15 protein-coding genes and 1 tRNA gene are annotated in these 19,704 nt (G+C 59.8%); 12 read left to right on the top strand and 4 right to left on the bottom strand.

What is annotated here, in order from left to right; translation table 11 throughout:
• The first annotated feature begins 164 nt into the window (after positions 1–164).
• The 4 genes from NVB75_RS17095 (at position 165) to NVB75_RS17110 (ending at position 6,343) form a co-directional block, all read left to right on the top strand.
• Entirely contained in the window at positions 165–2,087 is a 1,923-nt protein-coding gene (locus NVB75_RS17095) for a PrkA family serine protein kinase (RefSeq protein ID WP_003210999.1), read from the top strand.
• A 126-nt stretch (positions 2,088–2,213) separates the two neighbouring features.
• A complete protein-coding gene (locus tag NVB75_RS17100; RefSeq protein ID WP_003211000.1) occupies positions 2,214–3,485 on the top strand; it encodes a YeaH/YhbH family protein in 1,272 nt (423 codons plus the stop codon).
• The gene (locus NVB75_RS17105; RefSeq protein ID WP_258342462.1) at positions 3,482–5,044 is read left to right on the top strand and encodes a SpoVR family protein; all 1,563 of its coding nucleotides are present in this window, start codon (positions 3,482–3,484) and stop codon (positions 5,042–5,044) included. The genes NVB75_RS17100 and NVB75_RS17105 overlap by 4 nt, the downstream gene beginning before the upstream one ends.
• Before the next feature lie 63 nt (positions 5,045–5,107).
• The gene (locus tag NVB75_RS17110; protein WP_258342463.1) at positions 5,108–6,343 is read left to right on the top strand and encodes a multifunctional CCA addition/repair protein; all 1,236 of its coding nucleotides are present in this window, start codon (positions 5,108–5,110) and stop codon (positions 6,341–6,343) included.
• Here NVB75_RS17110 and folK read toward each other — a convergent pair.
• Complete coding sequence (folK, locus tag NVB75_RS17115; protein ID WP_258342464.1) at positions 6,313–6,831, bottom strand: 2-amino-4-hydroxy-6-hydroxymethyldihydropteridine diphosphokinase; 519 nt, start codon at positions 6,829–6,831, stop codon at positions 6,313–6,315. The two genes, NVB75_RS17110 and folK, sit on opposite strands and share 31 nt — an antisense overlap.
• On the bottom strand, positions 6,822–7,175 hold the full coding sequence (gene folB / locus NVB75_RS17120; protein WP_003211007.1) for a dihydroneopterin aldolase: 354 nt from the start codon (positions 7,173–7,175) through the stop codon (positions 6,822–6,824). The genes folK and folB overlap by 10 nt, the downstream gene beginning before the upstream one ends.
• A 74-nt stretch (positions 7,176–7,249) precedes the next feature.
• On the opposite strand from folB, the gene plsY reads away from it, so the two are divergent.
• Positions 7,250–7,819 carry a glycerol-3-phosphate 1-O-acyltransferase PlsY gene (gene plsY, locus NVB75_RS17125; protein WP_088423353.1) on the top strand — a complete coding sequence of 190 codons (570 nt, stop codon included), beginning with the start codon at positions 7,250–7,252 and terminating at the stop codon, positions 7,817–7,819.
• 33 nt (positions 7,820–7,852) lie between these two features.
• On the opposite strand, the gene tsaD is transcribed toward plsY, so the two are convergent.
• Complete coding sequence (gene tsaD / locus NVB75_RS17130) at positions 7,853–8,878, bottom strand: tRNA (adenosine(37)-N6)-threonylcarbamoyltransferase complex transferase subunit TsaD (RefSeq protein ID WP_258342466.1); 1,026 nt, start codon at positions 8,876–8,878, stop codon at positions 7,853–7,855.
• Between the two features lie 203 nt (positions 8,879–9,081).
• Between tsaD and rpsU the strand changes: the two genes are divergently transcribed.
• The 6 genes from rpsU to NVB75_RS17160 all read left to right on the top strand — a co-directional run bounded on the left by rpsU (position 9,082) and on the right by NVB75_RS17160 (position 18,227).
• Positions 9,082–9,297: a 30S ribosomal protein S21 gene (rpsU, locus tag NVB75_RS17135; RefSeq protein WP_002551877.1), complete on the top strand. Its 216-nt coding sequence runs from the start codon at positions 9,082–9,084 to the stop codon at positions 9,295–9,297.
• Between the two features lie 445 nt (positions 9,298–9,742).
• Entirely contained in the window at positions 9,743–11,704 is a 1,962-nt protein-coding gene (gene dnaG, locus NVB75_RS17140; RefSeq protein WP_003211012.1) for a DNA primase, read from the top strand.
• 67 nt (positions 11,705–11,771) lie between these two features.
• Positions 11,772–13,622, top strand: a complete 1,851-nt coding sequence (gene rpoD, locus NVB75_RS17145; RefSeq protein WP_258342468.1) for an RNA polymerase sigma factor RpoD — start codon at positions 11,772–11,774, stop codon at positions 13,620–13,622.
• A 120-nt stretch (positions 13,623–13,742) separates the two neighbouring features.
• On the top strand, positions 13,743–17,486 hold the full coding sequence (locus tag NVB75_RS17150) for a bifunctional diguanylate cyclase/phosphodiesterase (RefSeq protein ID WP_258342469.1): 3,744 nt from the start codon (positions 13,743–13,745) through the stop codon (positions 17,484–17,486).
• 15 nt (positions 17,487–17,501) lie between these two features.
• Positions 17,502–17,578, top strand: a tRNA-Ile gene (locus tag NVB75_RS17155).
• A gap of 136 nt (positions 17,579–17,714) precedes the next feature.
• A complete protein-coding gene (locus tag NVB75_RS17160; protein ID WP_258342470.1) occupies positions 17,715–18,227 on the top strand; it encodes a hypothetical protein in 513 nt (170 codons plus the stop codon).
• 48 nt (positions 18,228–18,275) lie between these two features.
• Here NVB75_RS17160 and NVB75_RS17165 read toward each other — a convergent pair whose 3' ends face one another.
• Positions 18,276–18,701 carry a VOC family protein gene (locus NVB75_RS17165; protein WP_010167388.1) on the bottom strand — a complete coding sequence of 142 codons (426 nt, stop codon included), beginning with the start codon at positions 18,699–18,701 and terminating at the stop codon, positions 18,276–18,278.
• Positions 18,702–18,814: 113 nt separating this feature from the next.
• On the opposite strand from NVB75_RS17165, the gene NVB75_RS17170 reads away from it, so the two are divergent.
• Positions 18,815–19,681, top strand: coding sequence for a LysR substrate-binding domain-containing protein (locus NVB75_RS17170; RefSeq protein WP_258342471.1), 867 nt, complete (start codon positions 18,815–18,817; stop codon positions 19,679–19,681).
• Positions 19,682–19,704 lie beyond the last annotated feature (23 nt).

The raw sequence follows: 19,704 nt of genomic DNA on the forward strand, positions 1-19,704 counted from the left end.
CAGGCCATCCAAAACAGGGGAGAGCCGGTACACCGGCGTGCGGGTCATCGGTAGCGTTTCAGGGTGTTCTGGGGGGAAAACGGCCATTGGTGTCCACCAATGACTGCCAGCATCGACTGATTGATCCGGCGTCGGCTCCACGTATCGAGCGAGGTGACGACGTCATGAGTATTTTTAGCCACTTCCAACAACGCTTCGAGTCCACCCGCCAGGAAGAGCTCTCGCTTCAGGAGTATCTCGAACTGTGCAAAAAGGACCGCAGCGCCTACGCGTCTGCCGCTGAACGCCTGCTACTGGCGATCGGCGAGCCGGAGCTGGTGGACACCGCAGCCAATTCGCGACTGTCGCGAATTTTCTCGAACAAGGTGATCCGTCGCTATCCGGCCTTTGAAGACTTCCATGGCATGGAAGAATGCATTGACCAGATCGTCTCGTATTTCCGCCATGCCGCCCAAGGCCTGGAAGAGAAGAAACAGATCCTCTACCTGCTCGGCCCCGTCGGCGGCGGTAAGTCGTCCCTGGCCGAGAAGCTCAAACAACTGATCGAGAAGGTGCCGTTCTACGCCATCAAGGGCTCGCCGGTGTTCGAGTCGCCCCTGGGGCTGTTCAACGCCACGGAAGATGGCGCGATCCTCGAAGAAGACTTCGGTATTCCAAGGCGCTACCTCAATACCATCATGTCGCCGTGGGCGACCAAGCGCCTGGCCGAATTCGGCGGCGACATCAGCCAGTTCCGAGTGGTGAAGCTCTATCCATCGATCCTCAACCAGATCGCCGTGGCCAAGACCGAACCCGGTGACGAGAACAACCAGGACATCTCGGCGCTGGTGGGTAAGGTCGATATCCGCAAACTCGAAGAATTCCCGCAGAACGACGCCGATGCCTACAGCTACTCGGGCGCACTGTGCCGGGCCAACCAGGGTCTGATGGAGTTCGTGGAGATGTTCAAGGCACCGATCAAGGTGCTGCACCCACTGCTCACCGCGACACAGGAAGGTAACTACAACAGTACCGAAGGCCTGGGGGCGATTCCGTTTACCGGGATCCTGCTGGCCCACTCCAACGAATCGGAATGGCACACCTTCCGCAACAACAAGAACAACGAGGCCTTCATCGACCGGATCTACATCGTCAAGGTGCCGTACTGCCTGCGGGTCAGCGATGAAATCAAGATTTACGACAAGCTGCTGTTCAACAGCTCCCTGGCCAAGGCCCATTGCGCGCCTGACACCCTCAAGATGCTGGCCCAGTTCACCGTGCTGTCGCGCCTCAAGGAGCCGGAAAACTCCAACATCTACTCGAAGATGCGGGTGTATGACGGCGAAAACCTCAAGGACACCGATCCGAAGGCCAAGTCGATCCAGGAGTACCGCGACACCGCAGGTGTGGACGAGGGCATGAACGGCCTGTCGACACGCTTTGCATTCAAGATCCTGTCCAAGGTCTTCAACTTCGACCCGCACGAAATCGCCGCCAACCCGGTGCACCTGCTCTACGTGCTGGAACAGCAGATCGAACAGGAACAGTTCCAGGCCGAAACCCGCGAGCGCTACCTGCGCTTCCTCAAGGAATACCTGGCACCGCGCTACATCGAGTTCATCGGCAAGGAAATCCAGACCGCGTACCTGGAGTCCTACAGCGAATACGGCCAGAACATCTTCGACCGCTACGTGCTGTACGCAGACTTCTGGATCCAGGACCAGGAATACCGTGACCCGGAAACCGGCGAGATTCTCAACCGCGTAGCCCTTAACGAGGAACTGGAAAAGATCGAAAAACCCGCCGGCATCAGCAATCCGAAGGATTTCCGCAACGAAATCGTCAACTTCGTGCTGCGCGCCCGGGCCAACAACAACGGCAAGAACCCTACCTGGCTCAGCTACGAGAAGCTGCGGGTGGTCATCGAGAAGAAAATGTTCTCCAACACCGAGGATCTGCTGCCGGTCATCAGCTTCAACGCCAAGGCCAGCAAGGAGGATCAGCAAAAACACAACGACTTCGTCACTCGAATGGTCGAGCGTGGCTACACCGACAAACAGGTACGACTGCTCTCCGAGTGGTACTTGCGGGTCCGCAAATCGCAGTAAGGCAGCGACAAGCGTGCAATGCCAGGCTCCCGGTACGCCGGACAGCCTGGCAATCGACCGCTTGTCTTTAAGCTTCCAGCTTGCCGCTTGAAGCTTGTAACTTGAAGCTGCCCGGAGGGCTCCTACATGAGCTATGTGATCGACCGACGTCTCAATGGCAAGAACAAGAGCACGGTAAACCGCCAGCGGTTCCTGCGGCGTTACCGTGACCACATCAAAAAGGCCGTCGAAGAGGCCGTCAGCCGCCGCTCCATCACCGACATGGAGCATGGCGAACAGATCAGCATCCCCGGACGCGACATCGATGAACCGGTGCTGCACCACGGCCGGGGCGGCAAACAGACTGTCGTGCATCCCGGCAACAAGGAATTCACCAGCGGCGAACATATCCAGCGGCCTCAAGGCGGTGCGGGCGGCAAAGGGCCGGGCAAGGCCGGCAACTCCGGCGAAGGCATGGATGAGTTCGTGTTCCAGATCACCCAGGAAGAATTCCTGGAATTCATGTTCGAAGACCTGGAACTGCCCAACCTGGTCAAACGCAACCTGACCGGTACCGACACTTTCAAGACCGTGCGCGCCGGGATCAGCAACGAAGGCAATCCGTCTCGGATCAACATCATCCGCACCCTGCGTTCAGCCCATGCGCGGCGTATCGCCTTGTCTGGCAGCAGCCGCGCGAAGCTGCGGGATGCCAAGGCGGAACTGGAGCGCCTGAAACGCGAAGAGCCGGACAACTTCGGCGATATCCAGGAAATCGAAGCCGAAATCGCCAAACTCAGTGCGCGAATTCACCGCGTTCCGTTTCTCGACACCTTCGACTTGAAGTACAACCTGCTGGTCAAGCAACCCAATCCCAGTTCCAAGGCGGTGATGTTCTGCCTGATGGACGTATCCGGCTCCATGACCCAGGCGACCAAGGACATCGCCAAGCGCTTCTTCATCCTGCTGTACCTGTTCCTCAAGCGTAACTACGACAAGATCGATGTGGTGTTCATCCGCCATCACACCAGCGCCCGGGAAGTCGACGAAGAAGAGTTCTTCTACTCGCGGGAAACCGGCGGCACCATTGTTTCCAGCGCCTTGAAGCTGATGCAGGAAATCATGGCTGAACGCTATCCAGCCAACGAGTGGAACATCTACGCCGCCCAGGCCTCCGACGGCGACAACTGGAACGACGACTCGCCGATCTGCCGCGATATCCTGATCAACCAGATCATGCCGTTCGTGCAGTACTACACCTACGTCGAAATCACCCCGCGCGAGCATCAGGCGCTGTGGTTCGAATACGAGCGCATCAGCGAAGCCTTCGCTGACACCTTCGCCCAGCAACAATTGGTCTCGGCCGGTGATATCTATCCGGTCTTCCGTGAACTCTTCCAGCGCAGGTTAGTGACATGACCGCCAAAGAGCATAAGCGCCAACCCATATCCACGGGGTCCGAATGGACCTTCGAGCTGATCCAGGCCTATGACAAGGAAATCAGCCGCATCGCGGCGGGTTATGCCCTGGACACCTACCCCAACCAGATCGAAGTGATCACCGCCGAACAGATGATGGACGCCTACGCGTCCGTGGGCATGCCCCTGGGTTATCACCACTGGTCCTACGGCAAACACTTCCTCAGCACCGAAAAGTCCTACACCCGCGGCCAGATGGGCCTGGCCTACGAAATCGTCATCAACTCCGACCCGTGCATCGCCTACCTGATGGAAGAAAACACCATCTGCATGCAGGCACTGGTGGTAGCTCATGCGTGCTACGGGCATAACAGCTTTTTCAAGGGCAACTACCTGTTCCGCACCTGGACCGATGCCAGCTCGATCATTGATTACCTGGTGTTCGCCAAGCAGTACATCATGCAGTGCGAGGAGCGCCACGGCATCGATGCAGTGGAAGACTTGCTCGATTCTTGCCATGCGCTGATGAACTACGGTGTCGATCGTTACAAACGCCCGTACCCGATCTCCGCCGAAGAAGAACGGCTGCGCCAGAAGGACCGTGAAGAGCATCTGCAAAAGCAGATCAACGACCTGTGGCGCACCATTCCCAAACGCGCCGGCAAGAACAGCGACAAGGACAATGCACGCTTCCCCGCCGAACCTCAGGAAAACATCCTGTACTTCATCGAAAAGCACGCGCCGTTGCTGGAGCCCTGGCAGCGGGAAATTGTGCGCATCGTGCGCAAAATTGCCCAGTACTTCTACCCACAACGCCAGACCCAGGTGATGAACGAGGGCTGGGCCACGTTCTGGCACTACACCCTGATGAACGACCTGTACGACGAAGGCCTGGTGACCGACGGCTTCATGATGGAGTTCCTGACGTCCCATACCAGCGTGGTCTATCAACCGGGCTTCGACAGTCCCTACTACAGCGGCATCAACCCGTATGCATTGGGCTTTGCCATGTACCGCGACATCCGGCGCATGTGCGAACACCCCACCGAAGAAGACCGCCGCTGGTTCCCGGAGATTGCCGGCAGCGATTGGCTGTCCACCATCAAGTTCGCCATGAGCAGCTTCAAGGATGAAAGCTTCATCCTGCAGTACCTGTCACCTCAGGTGATTCGTGACCTCAAGCTGTTCAGCATCATGGATGACGACCTCAAGGACGACCTGCTGGTGCCCGCCATTCATGACGAGCCGGGTTATCGCACCATCCGCGAAACCCTGGCAGCACAGTACAACCTGGGCAACCGTGAACCCAACGTGCAGATCTACAGCATCGACGTACGCGGCGATCGCTCGTTGACCCTGCGCCATCAGCAGCACGACCGTAAACCGCTGGGAGAATCCACTGAGGAGGTCCTCAAGCACCTGCACCGGCTGTGGGGATTCGATATCCATCTGGAAACGCTGCAAGGCGACCAAGTGATGAAAACCCACCATGTTCCGCCCCGCAACGAACACGGCGATAACGATTACGGCCGCTTGGACCTGGCCGTCGTACACCTGTGAAACGGCAAAGCCTCCATTGGCGGGTCGCAGGCGTTATCCTGTGCCGCTAATGGAGGCTTTTTCATGCAAATCTACAAAGTCGGCGGTGCGGTGCGTGATCGCCTGCTGGGCATCCCGGTTACCGATGTCGACCGTGTCGTAGTCGGCGCAACCACTGAAGAAATGCTCGCCCTGGGCTACAAGCCCGTGGGCTCGGATTTCCCCGTCTTTCTTGACCCGAAAAACGGCGACGAGTACGCCCTCGCCCGCACGGAGCGCAAGAGCGGCCGGGGTTATGGCGGGTTTGTGTTTCACGCGAGCCCCGAAGTTACCCTGGAAGAAGACCTGATCCGCCGCGACCTGACCATCAATGCAATGGCAGAAGATGACGACGGCAACCTGACTGATCCGTACCACGGTCAGCGTGATCTGAAAGAGCGCATTCTTCGCCACGTTTCCCCCGCATTCGCCGAAGATCCTCTCCGAGTGCTACGCGTTGCCCGCTTTGCCGCTCGCTATGCCGGCCTCGGCTTTACTGTAGCGCCCGAAACCCTGGAACTGATGCGCGAACTCAGCGAGTCGGGCGAACTGGAAGCCTTGACGCCCGAACGCAGTTGGAAGGAGATTTCCCGCGCACTGATGGAAAACCAGCCACAGGTGTTCATCCAGGTGCTGCGCGATTGCGGCGCCCTGAAAACCCTGATGCCTGAAATCGACGCGCTGTTCGGCGTGCCACAACCCGAAGCCCATCACCCCGAGATCGATACCGGCATCCACACGCTGAGCGTGCTGGAGCAGGCGGCCATCCACGCCCAACCACTGACCGTGCGCTGGGCCTGCCTGCTGCATGACCTGGGCAAGGGCCTCACGCCTGTGGATAAGTTGCCGCAGCACATTGCTCATGAGCATCGCGGCCTGGAGTTGATCAAGGCGGTGAACGAGCGCTTCAAGGTACCAAGGGATTGCCAGGAACTGGCACTGCTGGTGGGCGAATATCACACCCACGGCCATCGCGCGCTGGAGCTGAGGCCTTCAACTTTGCTGGAGTTGCTGCAAAGCTTTGACGTTTACCGTCGCCCGCAGCGCTTTGAGGAATTTGTGGTGGCGTGCGAGATGGACGCCCGCGGCCGCAAAGGCCTTGAGCAGAGAAGTTATCCACAAGCGGATTATTTGCGCGGCGCGGCGCTCGCCGCACGGGGTGTCGCGGTCGCACCGCTACTGGAGCAAGGATTCAAGGGCCCCGAGCTGGGTGAAGCGCTGAAACGCGAACGGCTCAAGGCGCTGAAAGCCTACAAGAGCGCATCCGGCGTTAACGGCTGATTCCGCCACTCGAAAGCGACCGGCGCCAGTACCTGATCGATCTGCGCATCCTGCCAAAGCGCGGCAAATGTCTTGCCCGCCTCAGGGTGCACACGCTCCGGCGCCATCAGCGACAGCGGCCACAGCACAAACGCGTTCTTCAGGATTTCGGCCCGGGGAAGAATCAGGCCATCGAAATTACCGACCAGCTCGCCGTACAGCAGCACGTCGATATCCAGCGGCAAGCCCTTGCGATCCGGGGCATAGCGGCCATTGTCGGCCTCGATAAACTTCAATCGACGGTCCAATTCCATCAGCGGCAGGTCGGTATACGCCGACACCACCAGATTGAAGAACGGCCCGCTCTTGATGCCCACCGGCTGGCTTTCAAACACCGCCGAACAGCGCAGATCCGTCAGGAAACCCGCCAGCGCATCGAGGCCAGCGCGTAAATGGGCCTCACGCTCGATATTGCTGCCAAGACCAAGGTAAACCTGAGTTAGCGACATCCGCGCTCGATCTCCACGCCCACGCCCTTGGCTGCCGGAACGGCGCCGGGCTTGGTCAGTTTGAGGTGCAGCCAGGGAATCTGGAATTCACTCATCAAGACTTCGGCCAGGCGCTCGGCAAAGGTTTCCACCAGTTGGAACTGCGCCTGCTCGGCAAAGGCCTGGATCCGTGCGGACACGCTGGCATAGTCCAGTGCCAGGGTCAGGTCATCACCGGCAGCGGCCGGGCGGTTATCCCAGGCGAAGCTCAGGTCCAGACGCAGGCATTGCCGGATACCGCGCTCCCAGTCGTAGGCCCCGATCACGGTGTCAACTTCCAGGCCTTCGATAAACACTCTGTCCAAGCACTCTTCTCCGCTGCACGACAAGGGCGCGATGCCCCGTTAGAATCAGGGCGTCCTCGCCCGGAATAGTTAGCATGTTTTGGTTACTGGCGACTCTCGCCTACCTGCTCGGCTCGCTGTCCTTCGCCATTTTGCTCAGCCGCCTGACGGGAAATCCCGACCCGCGAATGAGTGGCTCAGGCAATGCCGGCGCCACCAATATGTTGCGCCTGGCCGGCAAGAAACTCGCCGTATTGACGCTGTTCGGCGACGTCTGCAAGGGCCTGTTGCCCGTGTTGATCGCCGATCTCGCCGGGCTGTCGCTGCAACAGCAAGCCTGGATCGGCGTCTGCGCGGTGCTCGGCCACCTGTTCCCGCTGTACTTCCGCTTTCGCGGCGGCAAGGGCGTCGCTACGGCGGCCGGCATGCTGCTGGGCATCTACCCACCGGCGGCGCTGCTGGCCATCCTGGCCTGGCTGCTGACGTTCTACCTGACCCGTACCAGCTCGCTGGCCGCACTGATCGCCACACCGCTGACGCTGCCGTTGCTGGCTTGGCAGGAACCGGCGGCGTTGGTGCCGATGAGCGTGCTCACGCTGCTGATCGTCTGGCGCCACCGGGGCAATTTACGCGACCTGTTTGCCGGGCGCGAACGGCATTTTTAAATACGCCCGGTGAACCCGGTTCACGTTCGCCGGTTACAGCGGCGGCAGTTGCTCCATCGGCCAGCGTGCCTGCACGCTGATTGCCAGGCTTTCATGCTGACCGGCCTGCAAACGCTGGCAACCGGCATAAGCGATCATCGCGCCGTTATCGGTACAGAATTCGGGGCGAGCGTAAAACACGTCGCCCTTCATGTCGCCGAGCATTTTCTCCAGGGAGCTGCGCAACGCCTTGTTCGCGCTGACGCCGCCCGCGATCACCAGGCGCTTCATGCCCGCCTGCTTCAGGGCCCGCTTGCACTTGATGGTCAAAGTCTCCACCACGGCCTGCTGGAACGCCAGCGAGATGTCGCAACGGGCTTGTTCACTGTCGTCTCCGGCGCTGACGCTCTGTTGCCAGGTGTTCAGGGCAGAGGTTTTCAAGCCGCTGAAGCTGAACATCAGGCCGGGGCGATCGCACATCGGACGCGGGAAGGTGTAGCGCCCTGCCACGCCTTTTTCCGCCAGCCGCGCAATTTCCGGACCGCCGGGATAATTGAGGCCCATCATCTTCGCGGTCTTGTCGAACGCTTCACCGGCAGCGTCGTCCAGGCTTTCCCCCAGAAGCGTGTATTGACCGATTGCGTCGACCTGAACCAGCTGCGTATGGCCACCTGAAACCAACAAAGCGACGAACGGGAACTCTGGCGGGTTTTCTTCCAGCATCGGTGCCAGTAAATGGCCTTCCATGTGGTGCACACCGAGGGCCGGAATGCCCCAGGCAAATGCCAGCGCCTGGGCGCAAGAGGCCCCAACCAGCAGGGCTCCGACCAATCCCGGGCCTGCGGTATAGGCAATGGCGTCGATCTCGGTCGGCACGCAGCCGGCCTCGTCCAATACCTGGCGAATCAATGGCAGCATGCGTTTCACATGATCACGGCTGGCCAGCTCCGGCACCACGCCACCATAGGCGCGATGCAGGTCGATCTGACTGAACAGTGCGTCGGCCAAAAGCCCGCGTTCACTGTCGTAAAGTGCGACACCGGTTTCGTCGCACGAGGTTTCTAATCCCAGAACTAGCATGGGTTTGCGCCTTGTAGAGGCTGAATTCGAAGGCGCGCATAATAGTCGCCGCTCCCCCTCCCGACTAGCGGTTTTCGATCAGAGGCTTTGCATTCCGGGCAATGAGGGGTTAACATCCGCAACCCTTAAAAACCGACGACCTCAGCCGCGAATTTTTTGCGACGAGAACGTTGATTCCCGGTAATGAAAGAAGGTAGCTCTGGATGCCAGCCGTCAAAGTAAAAGAGAACGAACCCTTCGACGTAGCTCTGCGTCGTTTCAAGCGCTCCTGCGAAAAAGCCGGTGTTCTGGCTGAAGTTCGTAGCCGCGAATTTTACGAGAAGCCAACTTCTGAGCGTAAGCGTAAAGCAGCAGCCGCTGTTAAGCGTCACGCCAAGAAAGTTCAGCGCGAGCAGCGCCGCGCCGTTCGTCTGTACTAATACACAGACGTTCGTAGCAAGCTTCTGCCAAGCCCGGCCCTCAGCCGGGCTGTTGGCATTTGCGGATATCGCTTGATGCTTCAACGTTGACGCCGCACACGCGACTGAAACGAACTGCTTCACACGTCAGGACTGGCTCTTTTGCCAGCGGTGCACGTCTCTTCTGACGAGCCTAACAAGGCTACTGACGAGCACACTTATTTTTTAACAGGCGATCAACAGGTCGGCTGCGCCCACCGATGAGCTTCCGAGGCCCGCACATGGCCAAGACCGGACTCCCGGGCAACATTTCTACGCCGGGCACTGATCGGAACTAACGTCAGTGAATGTTCGGCAGATACACTTCCTGACAGACCAAGCAGACGACAGTTGATCGAGCCGCACAATACGCGCGCCTTGAGCACTTTGCGGACCCTCTTTTACACGCAGTGATGACGAGAACGCCATGGCCGGGCTAATTCCCCAGAGCTTTATTGACGACCTTCTGAACCGCACCGACATCGTCGATGTTGTCAGCTCGCGCCTGCAAATGAAAAAGGCCGGCAAGAACTACACCGCCTGCTGCCCGTTCCACAAAGAAAAGACTCCGTCGTTCAGCGTCAGCCCCGACAAGCAGTTCTACTACTGCTTCGGCTGCGGCGCTGGCGGCAACGCCCTCGGCTTCATCATGGACCACGACAACCTGGACTTCCCCCAGGCCGTCGAGGAACTGGCGAAAGCCGCCGGCATGGAAATCCCCCGCGAAGAAAGTGGCCGCCCGCACAAACCGCGGCAACCCACCGATTCGCCGCTGTACCCGCTGCTCACCGCTGCTGCCGACTTTTACCGCCAGGCACTGAAAAGCCACCCGCAGCGCAAAGCCGCCGTCGATTACCTCAAAGGCCGCGGCCTGACCGGTGAAATCGCCCGCGACTTCGGCCTCGGCTTCGCCCCGCCCGGCTGGGACAACCTGTACAAGCACCTGAGCAGCGACACCCTGCAGCAAAAAGCCATGATCGACGCCGGCCTGTTGGTGGAAAACGCCGAGACCGGCAAGCGCTATGACCGTTTCCGCGATCGCGTGATGTTCCCGATCCGCGACAGTCGCGGCCGCATCATTGCGTTCGGCGGCCGGGTGCTGGGGGACGACAAGCCCAAATACCTTAACTCACCGGAAACCCCGGTGTTTCACAAAGGCCAGGAACTCTACGGCCTGTTTGAAGCGCGCAAGAACAATCGCAACCTCGATGAAATCATCGTGGTTGAAGGCTATATGGACGTAATCGCCCTCGCCCAGCAAGGCTTGCGCAATGCCGTGGCCACCTTGGGCACCGCGACCAGCGAAGAGCACTTGAAGCGACTGTTTCGCGTAGTGCCCAACGTACTGTTCTGCTTTGACGGCGACCAGGCCGGCCGCAATGCCGCGTGGCGCGCCCTTGAATCAACCCTGTCGAGCCTGCAGGACGGACGCCGCGCACGCTTCCTGTTCCTGCCCGAAGGCGAAGACCCGGACACCCTGGTCCGCTCCGAAGGCACCGACGCGTTCCGTGCGCGCATCAACCAGCACGCACAACCGCTGGCCGATTATTTTTTCCAGCAACTGACCGAAGAGTCCGACCCGCGCTCCCTCGAAGGCAAGGCCCATATGGTCACCCTCGCGGCACCGCTGATCGACAAGGTTCCGGGCGCCAACCTGCGGACCCTGATGCGCCAGCGACTGCTGGAAATTACCGGATTGAGTGGCGAGGCCGTTAGCCAGCTGGCGCGCAGCGCGCCGCAAGAGGCGCCGCCCGCCTACGACCCGGGCATGGATTACGACGCCATGCCGGACTACTCCGACTTCCACCAACCGCAGGAGGCCTACACGCCCCAGCAGGAGTGGACACCGAAGAAACCCGGTGCCGGCGGCAAGAAATGGGACAAGAAACCCTGGGACAAAAACGGCAAACGTGGCGGTGACCGTGACGAACCGCGCGGCCCGCGCGTCCCAGCAGCAGTAGAGCCGCCCACCATGGCAGCCCTGCGCACGCTTTTGCATCACCCGCAACTGGCACAAAAAGTCGAAGACGCGGGGCACTTTGCGGCCGAAGACCACACCAATACACAACTGTTGGTGGCCCTGCTCGAGGCCGTACAGAAGAATCCTAAGCTAAACTCATTCCAGCTGATTGCACGCTGGCACGGCACTGAACAGGGCCGCTTGCTGAAGGCATTGGCAGAAAAGGAATGGCTGATTGATGGCGATAACCTTGAACAACAGTTTTTCGACACCATTACTAGCTTGGTAGCTCGTCAACGCGAGCGAAACCTGGAACAACTTCTTCGAAAAGCGCGTCAGAGTGAATTGACCGCCGAAGAGAAAAATCAACTGCGCGACCTTTTAAGTCGCAATGTTTCCGCATCAAACCCGACCTCAGCTGGCGTGTGAGGTCATAGCTCGGGTATAATCCTCGGCTTGTTTTTTGCCCGCCAAGACCTTCAGTGGATAGGGTGTTATGTCCGGAAAAGCGCAACAGCAGTCTCGTATCAAAGAGTTGATCACCCTTGGTCGTGAGCAGAAGTATCTGACTTACGCAGAGGTCAACGACCACCTGCCTGAGGATATTTCAGATCCAGAGCAGGTGGAAGACATCATCCGCATGATTAATGACATGGGGATCCCCGTACACGAGAGTGCTCCGGATGCGGACGCCCTTATGTTGGCCGACGCCGATACCGACGAGGCAGCCGCTGAAGAAGCAGCCGCCGCGTTGGCAGCGGTCGAGACCGACATCGGTCGCACGACTGACCCAGTGCGCATGTATATGCGCGAAATGGGTACGGTAGAGCTGCTGACACGTGAAGGCGAAATCGAAATCGCCAAGCGTATCGAAGAGGGCATCCGTGAAGTGATGGGCGCAATCGCGCACTTCCCAGGCACGGTTGACCACATTCTCTCCGAGTACACTCGCGTCACCACCGAAGGTGGCCGCCTGTCCGACGTCCTGAGCGGTTATATCGACCCGGACGACGGCATTGCGCCACCTGCGGCTGAAGTTCCTCCGCCGATCGATGCCAAGGCTGCCAAAGCAGACGACGACACCGACGATGAAGAAGCTGAAGCCGCCACCGATGACGAAGAAGAAGTCGAAAGCGGTCCGGATCCGATCATCGCAGCCCAGCGCTTTGGCGCGGTCTCCGATCAGATGGAACTGGCTCGCAAGGCCCTGAAGAAGCACGGTCGCGGCAGCAAGCAGGCAACTGCTGAATTGCTGGCCCTGGCTGAACTCTTCATGCCGATCAAACTGGTACCGAAGCAATTCGAAGGCCTTGTTGAGCGGGTTCGTAGCGCCCTTGAGCGTCTGCGTGCACAAGAGCGTGCGATCATGCAGCTCTGTGTCCGTGATGCGCGCATGCCGCGTGCAGACTTCCTGCGCCAGTTCCCGGGCAACGAAGTTGACGAAAGCTGGACCGACGCACTGGCCAAAGGCAAAAGCAAATACGCTGAAGCCATTGGTCGCTTCCAGGCCGACATCGTTCGTTGCCAGCAGAAGCTGACTGCATTGCAGACCGAAACCGGTCTGACGATTGCCGAGATCAAGGACATCAACCGTCGCATGTCGATCGGTGAGGCCAAGGCCCGCCGCGCGAAGAAAGAGATGGTTGAAGCGAACTTGCGTCTGGTGATCTCCATCGCCAAGAAGTACACCAACCGTGGCCTGCAATTCCTCGATCTGATCCAGGAAGGCAACATCGGCTTGATGAAGGCTGTGGACAAGTTCGAATACCGTCGCGGCTACAAGTTCTCGACTTATGCCACCTGGTGGATCCGTCAGGCGATCACTCGCTCGATCGCCGACCAGGCCCGCACCATCCGTATTCCGGTGCACATGATCGAGACGATCAACAAGCTCAACCGTATTTCCCGGCAGATGTTGCAGGAAATGGGTCGCGAACCGACCCCGGAAGAGCTGGGCGAACGCATGGAAATGCCTGAGGATAAAATCCGCAAGGTATTGAAGATCGCTAAAGAGCCGATCTCCATGGAAACCCCGATCGGTGATGACGAAGACTCCCACCTGGGTGACTTCATCGAAGACTCGACCATGCAGTCGCCAATCGATGTTGCCACCGTTGAGAGCCTGAAAGAAGCGACTCGCGACGTACTGTCCGGCCTCACTGCCCGTGAAGCCAAGGTACTGCGCATGCGCTTCGGCATCGACATGAATACCGACCACACCCTTGAGGAAGTCGGTAAGCAGTTCGACGTTACCCGTGAGCGGATTCGTCAGATCGAAGCCAAGGCGCTGCGCAAGCTGCGCCACCCGACGAGAAGCGAGCATTTGCGCTCCTTCCTCGACGAGTGATCACAAAAACCCCGGCCCAGGCCGGGGTTTTTGCTTCTACAGATTAAATCTTCGCTGCCTCCCCTCCCCCGCAATGCCCGTCTACACTCGAAACATTCCCCGTGCCATAACGAGACCGTTATGCCCAGATTGCCGACCGTGTTACTGCTGTCGCTGCTGACCTGGACCGCAACGGCTGGCGCGTTGACTCTCACCGATGAAGAGCGTGGCTGGCTGGCGGACCACCAAGAGTTGCGCCTGGGCGTCGATGCCTCTTGGCCCCCCTTTGAATACCGCGATGAAGACGGTCGCTACCAGGGCCTGGCCGCCGATTACGTGCGGCTGATGCAGGATCGCCTTGGGGTCCGGATAAAGCTGATCGAGCCGGTAAACTGGAATGCGGTGCTGGAGCAGGCTCGCAACAACCAACTCGACCTGCTGCCGGGCATCATGTCGACCCCGGAACGCCAAGGCTTCCTGTCGTTCACCCGACCGTATCTCGACTTCCCCATCGTCATCCTCGCCCATGAAGGCGGTCCGCAACCGCGCAATCTCAAGGACCTCTATGGGCTAAAGATCGCCGTGGTGGAGAACTATGCCCCTCATGAACTGCTACGCACTCACCATCCCGACCTCAACCTGGTGGCCATGCCCAACGTCAGCTCGGCGTTGCAGGCCCTGGCCACCGACAAGGTTGATGCCGTGGTCGGCGATCTGGCGTCCAGCGTGTGGAGCCTGCGCCAACTGAAACTGGAAGGCCTGTACGTCAGTGGCGAAACGCCCTATCGCTATCAATTGGCCATGGCCGTACCCAGCGACGACAAGATGCTGGTGGGCATCCTCGACAAGGTCCTGGCGGATATCAGTCCGGCTGAAACCGAGGCCATCCAGCAACGCTGGGTCGGCAATGTCATCGACCACCGCACCCTCTGGACGGATGTACTGCTCTACGGGCTACCGGCCGTATTGTTATTGAGCATCGTGCTGGCGGTGGTTATCCGGATCAATCGCCGGCTCAGTTCGGAGATTTCCCGCCGCGTCGCCCTCGAACAGGAACTGCGCAGCAGCGAATACCACTATCGCGGCCTGGTGGAGAGCCTCTCCGCGATTGCCTGGGAAGCCAGCATCAGCGATTTCACCTACAGCTACGTGTCGCCCCATGCCGAGGAGCTGCTCGGCTACCCCCGCGCCCACTGGCTGATCCCGGGCTTCTGGCGCAACATCATCCACCCCGCTGACCTGACCCGCACCGAATCCTATTGCTACGCCGAAACCCGGGCCAACCGCGACCACAGTGTCGACTACCGCGTAATCACCGCCGATGGCCGCTGCCTGTGGGTACGAGACATCGTCAGCCTGATCGAGCACGGCCACAAGCCAGTGCTGCGCGGCTTGATGATCGACATCAGCGAAGCCAAGCGCACCGAAGAAGCGTTGCAGCTTTCGGAGCAGAAGTTTGCTTCGGTGTTCCAGCAATGCCCCGACATCCTGGTGATCGCTCGTCTGTCCGACGGCTGCCTGATGGAGGTCAATAAGGCATTCGAAGACCAGATCGGGCTAAACGCCGAAGACGTCGTGGGAAAAACCGCCACCGAACTGAATATCTGGGGCATTCAGGGCGTAGGCCCCGGCCTGCTGCAACGGGTACAGACCACCAGCATCCGCAACCTGGAAATGCCCTTCCGGCGCAATAACGGCCAGGCCTTCACCGGGCTGATCTCCGCCGAACCCTTTCAACTCGATACCACCGAAGCCTTGGTGGTCGTGGTGCGTGACATCACTCAACTGAAAGAAACCCAGCAGCGCCTGCAAACCTCCGAAGAGAAATTCGCCAAGGCCTTTCACGCGTCTCCCGACGGCCTGCTGCTGTCACGCCAAAGCGACGGTTTGCTGATTGAGGTCAACGAAGGATTCAGCCACATCACCGGCTTCAACAGCGCCATGTCACTGGACCAGTCCACCCTGGACCTCGGCATCTGGGTCGACTTGAACGAACGCAAGCACATGTTGGAGCTGCTGCAACGGGACGGATTTGTCCGCGACTTTGTCTGCCACATCCGCCGCAACGACGGCGAGGTTCGCCTGTGTGAAGTCTCCAGCCGCCCGCTGCCCATCGGCGACGACGACTGCATGCTGACCATCGCCCGGGACATCACCGAACGCCAACTGATGCAGGAAAAACTGCAACAGGCCGCCACCGTCTTCGAGAGCACGGCCGAAGGCGTACTGATCACCGACACCCGGCAAAATATCAGCGCCGTTAACCGCGCCTTCAGCGAGATCACCGGCTACAGCGAAGCCGAGGCCCTTGGCCAAACCCCGCGCCTGCTCGCCTCCGGTCTGCACGACAGCGCCTTCTACGCGGCCATGTGGCACCAACTGACGGCCAACGGCCACTGGCAAGGCGAGATCTCCAACCGGCGCAAGAACGGCGAGCTGTACCCCAGCTGGCTGACCATCAGCGCGGTGCGCAACCGCGAGGAGTCGATCACTCACTTCGTCGCCGTGTTTGCCGACATCTCCAGCCTCAAGCACGCCCAGGCGCGCCTCGATTACCAGGCCCACCACGACCCGCTGACCGGCCTGCCCAACCGCACCCTGTTCGAAAGCCGCCTGCAGGCCGCCCTCAACAATCAACAGGAAAACGGCGGCCAGGGCGCCGTGCTGTTCCTCGACCTCGACCGCTTCAAACACATCAACGACAGCCTCGGCCACCCGATTGGCGACCTGCTGCTTAAAGACATAGCCGTGCGCCTCAAGGACCAACTGCGGGACGTCGACACCGTCGCCCGCCTGGGCGGCGACGAATTCATCATCCTGCTGCCCGGCCTGCAGCAAGCCAGCGACGCCGAGCACCTGGCCAATAAACTGCTGGCCTGCTTCACCCCACCGTTCCAGGCGGGCGAGCATGAGTTCTTTATCAGCGCCAGCATCGGCACCAGCCTGTATCCACGGGACGGAGATGATGTCGCCACCCTGGTGAAAAACGCCGACGCCGCCATGTACCGCTCCAAGGCCAAAGGCCGCAACCGCGTCGAAAGCTACACCCAGGACCTCACCGCCCAGGCCAACGAGCGCGTGGCGCTGGAACACGAACTGCGCCGGGCGATCGAACGCGACGAATTTTCTCTCTATTACCAGCCGAAGCTGAGCCTCGACACCCAACAACTGATCGGCGCCGAAGCGCTGATTCGCTGGCGCCACCCCACCTTCGGCGAAGTGCCGCCCGAGCACTTCATCGCCCTGGCTGAAGAGAACGGCATGATCCTGCAGATTGGCGACTGGGTACTGGAACAGGCCTGCCGGCAGATGCACCACTGGAGAAAAGCCTTTGATGACTTTGGCCCGCTGTCCGTCAACCTCGCCGGCGCGCAACTGCGCCACCCCAACCTGCTGGCGCGCATCGAACAATTGCTGCGGGACAACCGCCTGGAGCCTGGCTGCCTGCAACTGGAGATCACCGAAAACTTCATCATGAGCCAGGCCGAAGAAGCGCTGGAGGTGCTGCACCAGCTCAAGCATCTGGGCGTGCAACTGGCCATTGATGACTTCGGCACCGGCTATTCGTCCCTCAGCTATTTGAAGCGCCTGCCGCTGGACTTCCTGAAGATCGACCAATCCTTCGTGCGCGGCCTGCCCGATGACCCACACGATGCGGCAATCGTACGCGCCATTATTGCCCTGGGGCACAGCATGCAATTCACCATCATTGCCGAAGGTGTGGAAACGCCTGCGCAGCAAGCGTTTCTGGCGGCGGAAGGTTGTGAGCAGATGCAGGGCTACATCGTCAGCCTGCCGCTGCCGCCGGACCTTTTTGCCACTAGTTTCCTTCGTATGAGCGTTTCGGACTTTTCGGATGGCACAGCGAAGAAACCATCGCTATAATCCGCGACCTACTGAGGGCCTATAGCTCAGTTGGTTAGAGCAGGGGACTCATAATCCCTTGGTCGTAGGTTCGAGTCCTACTGGGCCCACCATACTCAAAGCCGCGCATTGCGCGGCTTTGTCGTTTCTGGCGTGCAGCAATGAAAGATTAGTTAGTTGTCCCGAACGGCGACGGCGAAGACCATGATTCCCAGTCAACGCCACTCCAGCACGAGGGAAACTTGTTCCATGCCTCAGAAGAAACGTTCACCGCACAACTCTATCCACCGCCTGGGCATGCGTGCCGCAGCCGCCGTCGCAATCACCCTCGCCACCTTGAGCGGCGCACAAGCCGCCCCCGCCGCCACTGACACCATCAAGGCTTTCAAGCTGTGCACCGGCGCCGACAACAACTCCCACGTACTGGAAGGCACCATCGATCAGAGCATGCGCAATGACGTGACCGCCATTCACTTCAAGCAAACGGCGGCGCATTCCTCGTATAGCTGGCATAACGACCCGGAGCCACAGTACGTGATGACGCTTTCCGGCACGCTGGCGTTCGTGACTCGCGGCGGTGAGAAGTTCACGCTGCATCCGGGTGAAGTACTGGTCGCCGAAGACAATACCGGCACAGGCCATCGCTGGAATCTGGTGGACGATCAACCATGGCGGCGTGGGTATGTGGTGCTGAAGCCGGGCGCGCCGGATTCGTTTATCCCGAATGATCCTGCAGCTGCGAAGGTGTGCAAGGCACCCTAGCCTTCCAGATCACAGGGGCATCTGCTCGGCGATGCCCGTCGCGCGCCCTCACTTGGCAAACAACTGCCCAATATCCTTGAACGCCTTGAACTCCAACGCATTGCCGCACGGATCAAACAGGAACAACGTCGCCTGCTCACCCACCTGACCTTTGAAACGAATGTGAGGCTCCAGCACAAATCGGGTATTGCGCGCCTGCAAACGCTCCGCCAGCGCATGCCAATCATCCCAACTCAGCACCACACCAAAATGTGGCACCGGCACATCGTGGCCGTCTACCGCATTCGTGTGCGCCGCCTCTTGAGAAGCGGTTTTCGGATGCTCATGAATCACCAATTGATGCCCGAAGAAGTCAAAGTCGACCCAGTGATCACTGGCGCGCCCCTCCTCCAACCCAAACACTTCACCGTAAAACTGCCGCGCAGCTGCCAAGTCAAATACCGGAATCGCCAGGTGAAAAGGAGCCAGTGCCATCAGGTCTAACCTCTGTGGGTATTAAGTCCTTCCGAGTCTAGCCTTGCCGTCATCGATGGAAAGACGATAGTTTTCGCAGCGAGCTCAAATTATTTTGATCAATCGAGACGTCCATGCTGCGGGAACTGAAAACCTTTATCGCCGTTACCCGCCATGGCACGTTCGCCGCGGCGGGCATGCATATCGGGCTGACGCAGTCGGCGGTGAGTGCGCAGATCCGCCAGTTGGAACAGGTGCTCGGTGTGCAGCTGTTCGACCGCACCGGGCGCCAGGCCACGCTGAATGCGGCGGGCATCCGCGCGCTGCCGCTGGCCAGGGAGATTCTCGAGACGTTCAACCGCATGGCCGTGCCGGTGGATGCCAACGAATTCCGTGGCGAGCTGAAAGTCGGCGCCATCACCACCGCCCAGACCGGCCTGCTGCCCCAAGCCCTGGTGCGCCTGCGACAGGCGGCGCCGACGGTGGAGTGCAAGTTGGTGCCCGGGGTTTCTCTGGAGTTGCTCAGCCAGGTGGACGCCGGCGAGCTGGATTCGGCGATCATCATTCGCCCGCCCTTTGATTTGCCCAAGGAGTTGCACGTACAGGTGCTGCGCAAGGAGCCGTTTGTGTTGATCGTGCCGCACACGGTCAAGGGCGATGACCCGCTGCAACTGCTCGAAGCTCATCCCCACGTGCGCTACGACCGCGCTTCGTTTGGCGGGCGGCTGGTCAGCCGTTTTCTGCGGGAGCAGCGGCTGGATGTGCAAGTGGCGCTGGAACTGGACGAGATCGAGGCGCTGGTCAAAATGGTCGAATGCGGCCTGGGGGTGTCACTGGTTCCCCATGCCGGGCTATGGCTGGATCGCACGCCACAGGTGCGCGTCATCCCGCTGGGCGAACTGACCTTTCACCGGGAAATCATCCTGCTGAGCCGCTATAGCCAGCGCAACCTTCCCGTGCCGCAACTCTTTGCCCGATGCCTGCTGGCTGACGCGATCTGAGACGCAAAAAAAAGCCGCACATC

The sequence above is a fragment of the Pseudomonas sp. CBS genome, from assembly GCF_024734645.1.
Taxonomy (GTDB): Bacteria; Pseudomonadota; Gammaproteobacteria; order Pseudomonadales; family Pseudomonadaceae; genus Aquipseudomonas.

Bases quoted from the DNA above. Each gene is read 5' to 3' on its own strand.
- NVB75_RS17095 (WP_003210999.1), top strand. From the start codon at position 165: ATGAGTATTTTTAGCCACTTCCAACAACGCTTCGAGTCCACCCGCCAG.
- NVB75_RS17100 (WP_003211000.1), top strand. From the start codon at position 2,214: ATGAGCTATGTGATCGACCGACGTCTCAATGGCAAGAACAAGAGCACG.
- NVB75_RS17105 (WP_258342462.1), top strand. From the start codon at position 3,482: ATGACCGCCAAAGAGCATAAGCGCCAACCCATATCCACGGGGTCCGAA.
- NVB75_RS17110 (WP_258342463.1), top strand. From the start codon at position 5,108: ATGCAAATCTACAAAGTCGGCGGTGCGGTGCGTGATCGCCTGCTGGGC.
- folK (WP_258342464.1), bottom strand. From the start codon at position 6,831: ATGTCGCTAACTCAGGTTTACCTTGGTCTTGGCAGCAATATCGAGCGT.
- plsY (WP_088423353.1), top strand. From the start codon at position 7,250: ATGTTTTGGTTACTGGCGACTCTCGCCTACCTGCTCGGCTCGCTGTCC.
- tsaD (WP_258342466.1), bottom strand. From the start codon at position 8,878: ATGCTAGTTCTGGGATTAGAAACCTCGTGCGACGAAACCGGTGTCGCA.
- rpsU (WP_002551877.1), top strand. From the start codon at position 9,082: ATGCCAGCCGTCAAAGTAAAAGAGAACGAACCCTTCGACGTAGCTCTG.
- dnaG (WP_003211012.1), top strand. From the start codon at position 9,743: ATGGCCGGGCTAATTCCCCAGAGCTTTATTGACGACCTTCTGAACCGC.
- rpoD (WP_258342468.1), top strand. From the start codon at position 11,772: ATGTCCGGAAAAGCGCAACAGCAGTCTCGTATCAAAGAGTTGATCACC.
- NVB75_RS17150 (WP_258342469.1), top strand. From the start codon at position 13,743: ATGCCCAGATTGCCGACCGTGTTACTGCTGTCGCTGCTGACCTGGACC.
- NVB75_RS17160 (WP_258342470.1), top strand. From the start codon at position 17,715: ATGCCTCAGAAGAAACGTTCACCGCACAACTCTATCCACCGCCTGGGC.
- NVB75_RS17165 (WP_010167388.1), bottom strand. From the start codon at position 18,701: ATGGCACTGGCTCCTTTTCACCTGGCGATTCCGGTATTTGACTTGGCA.
- NVB75_RS17170 (WP_258342471.1), top strand. From the start codon at position 18,815: ATGCTGCGGGAACTGAAAACCTTTATCGCCGTTACCCGCCATGGCACG.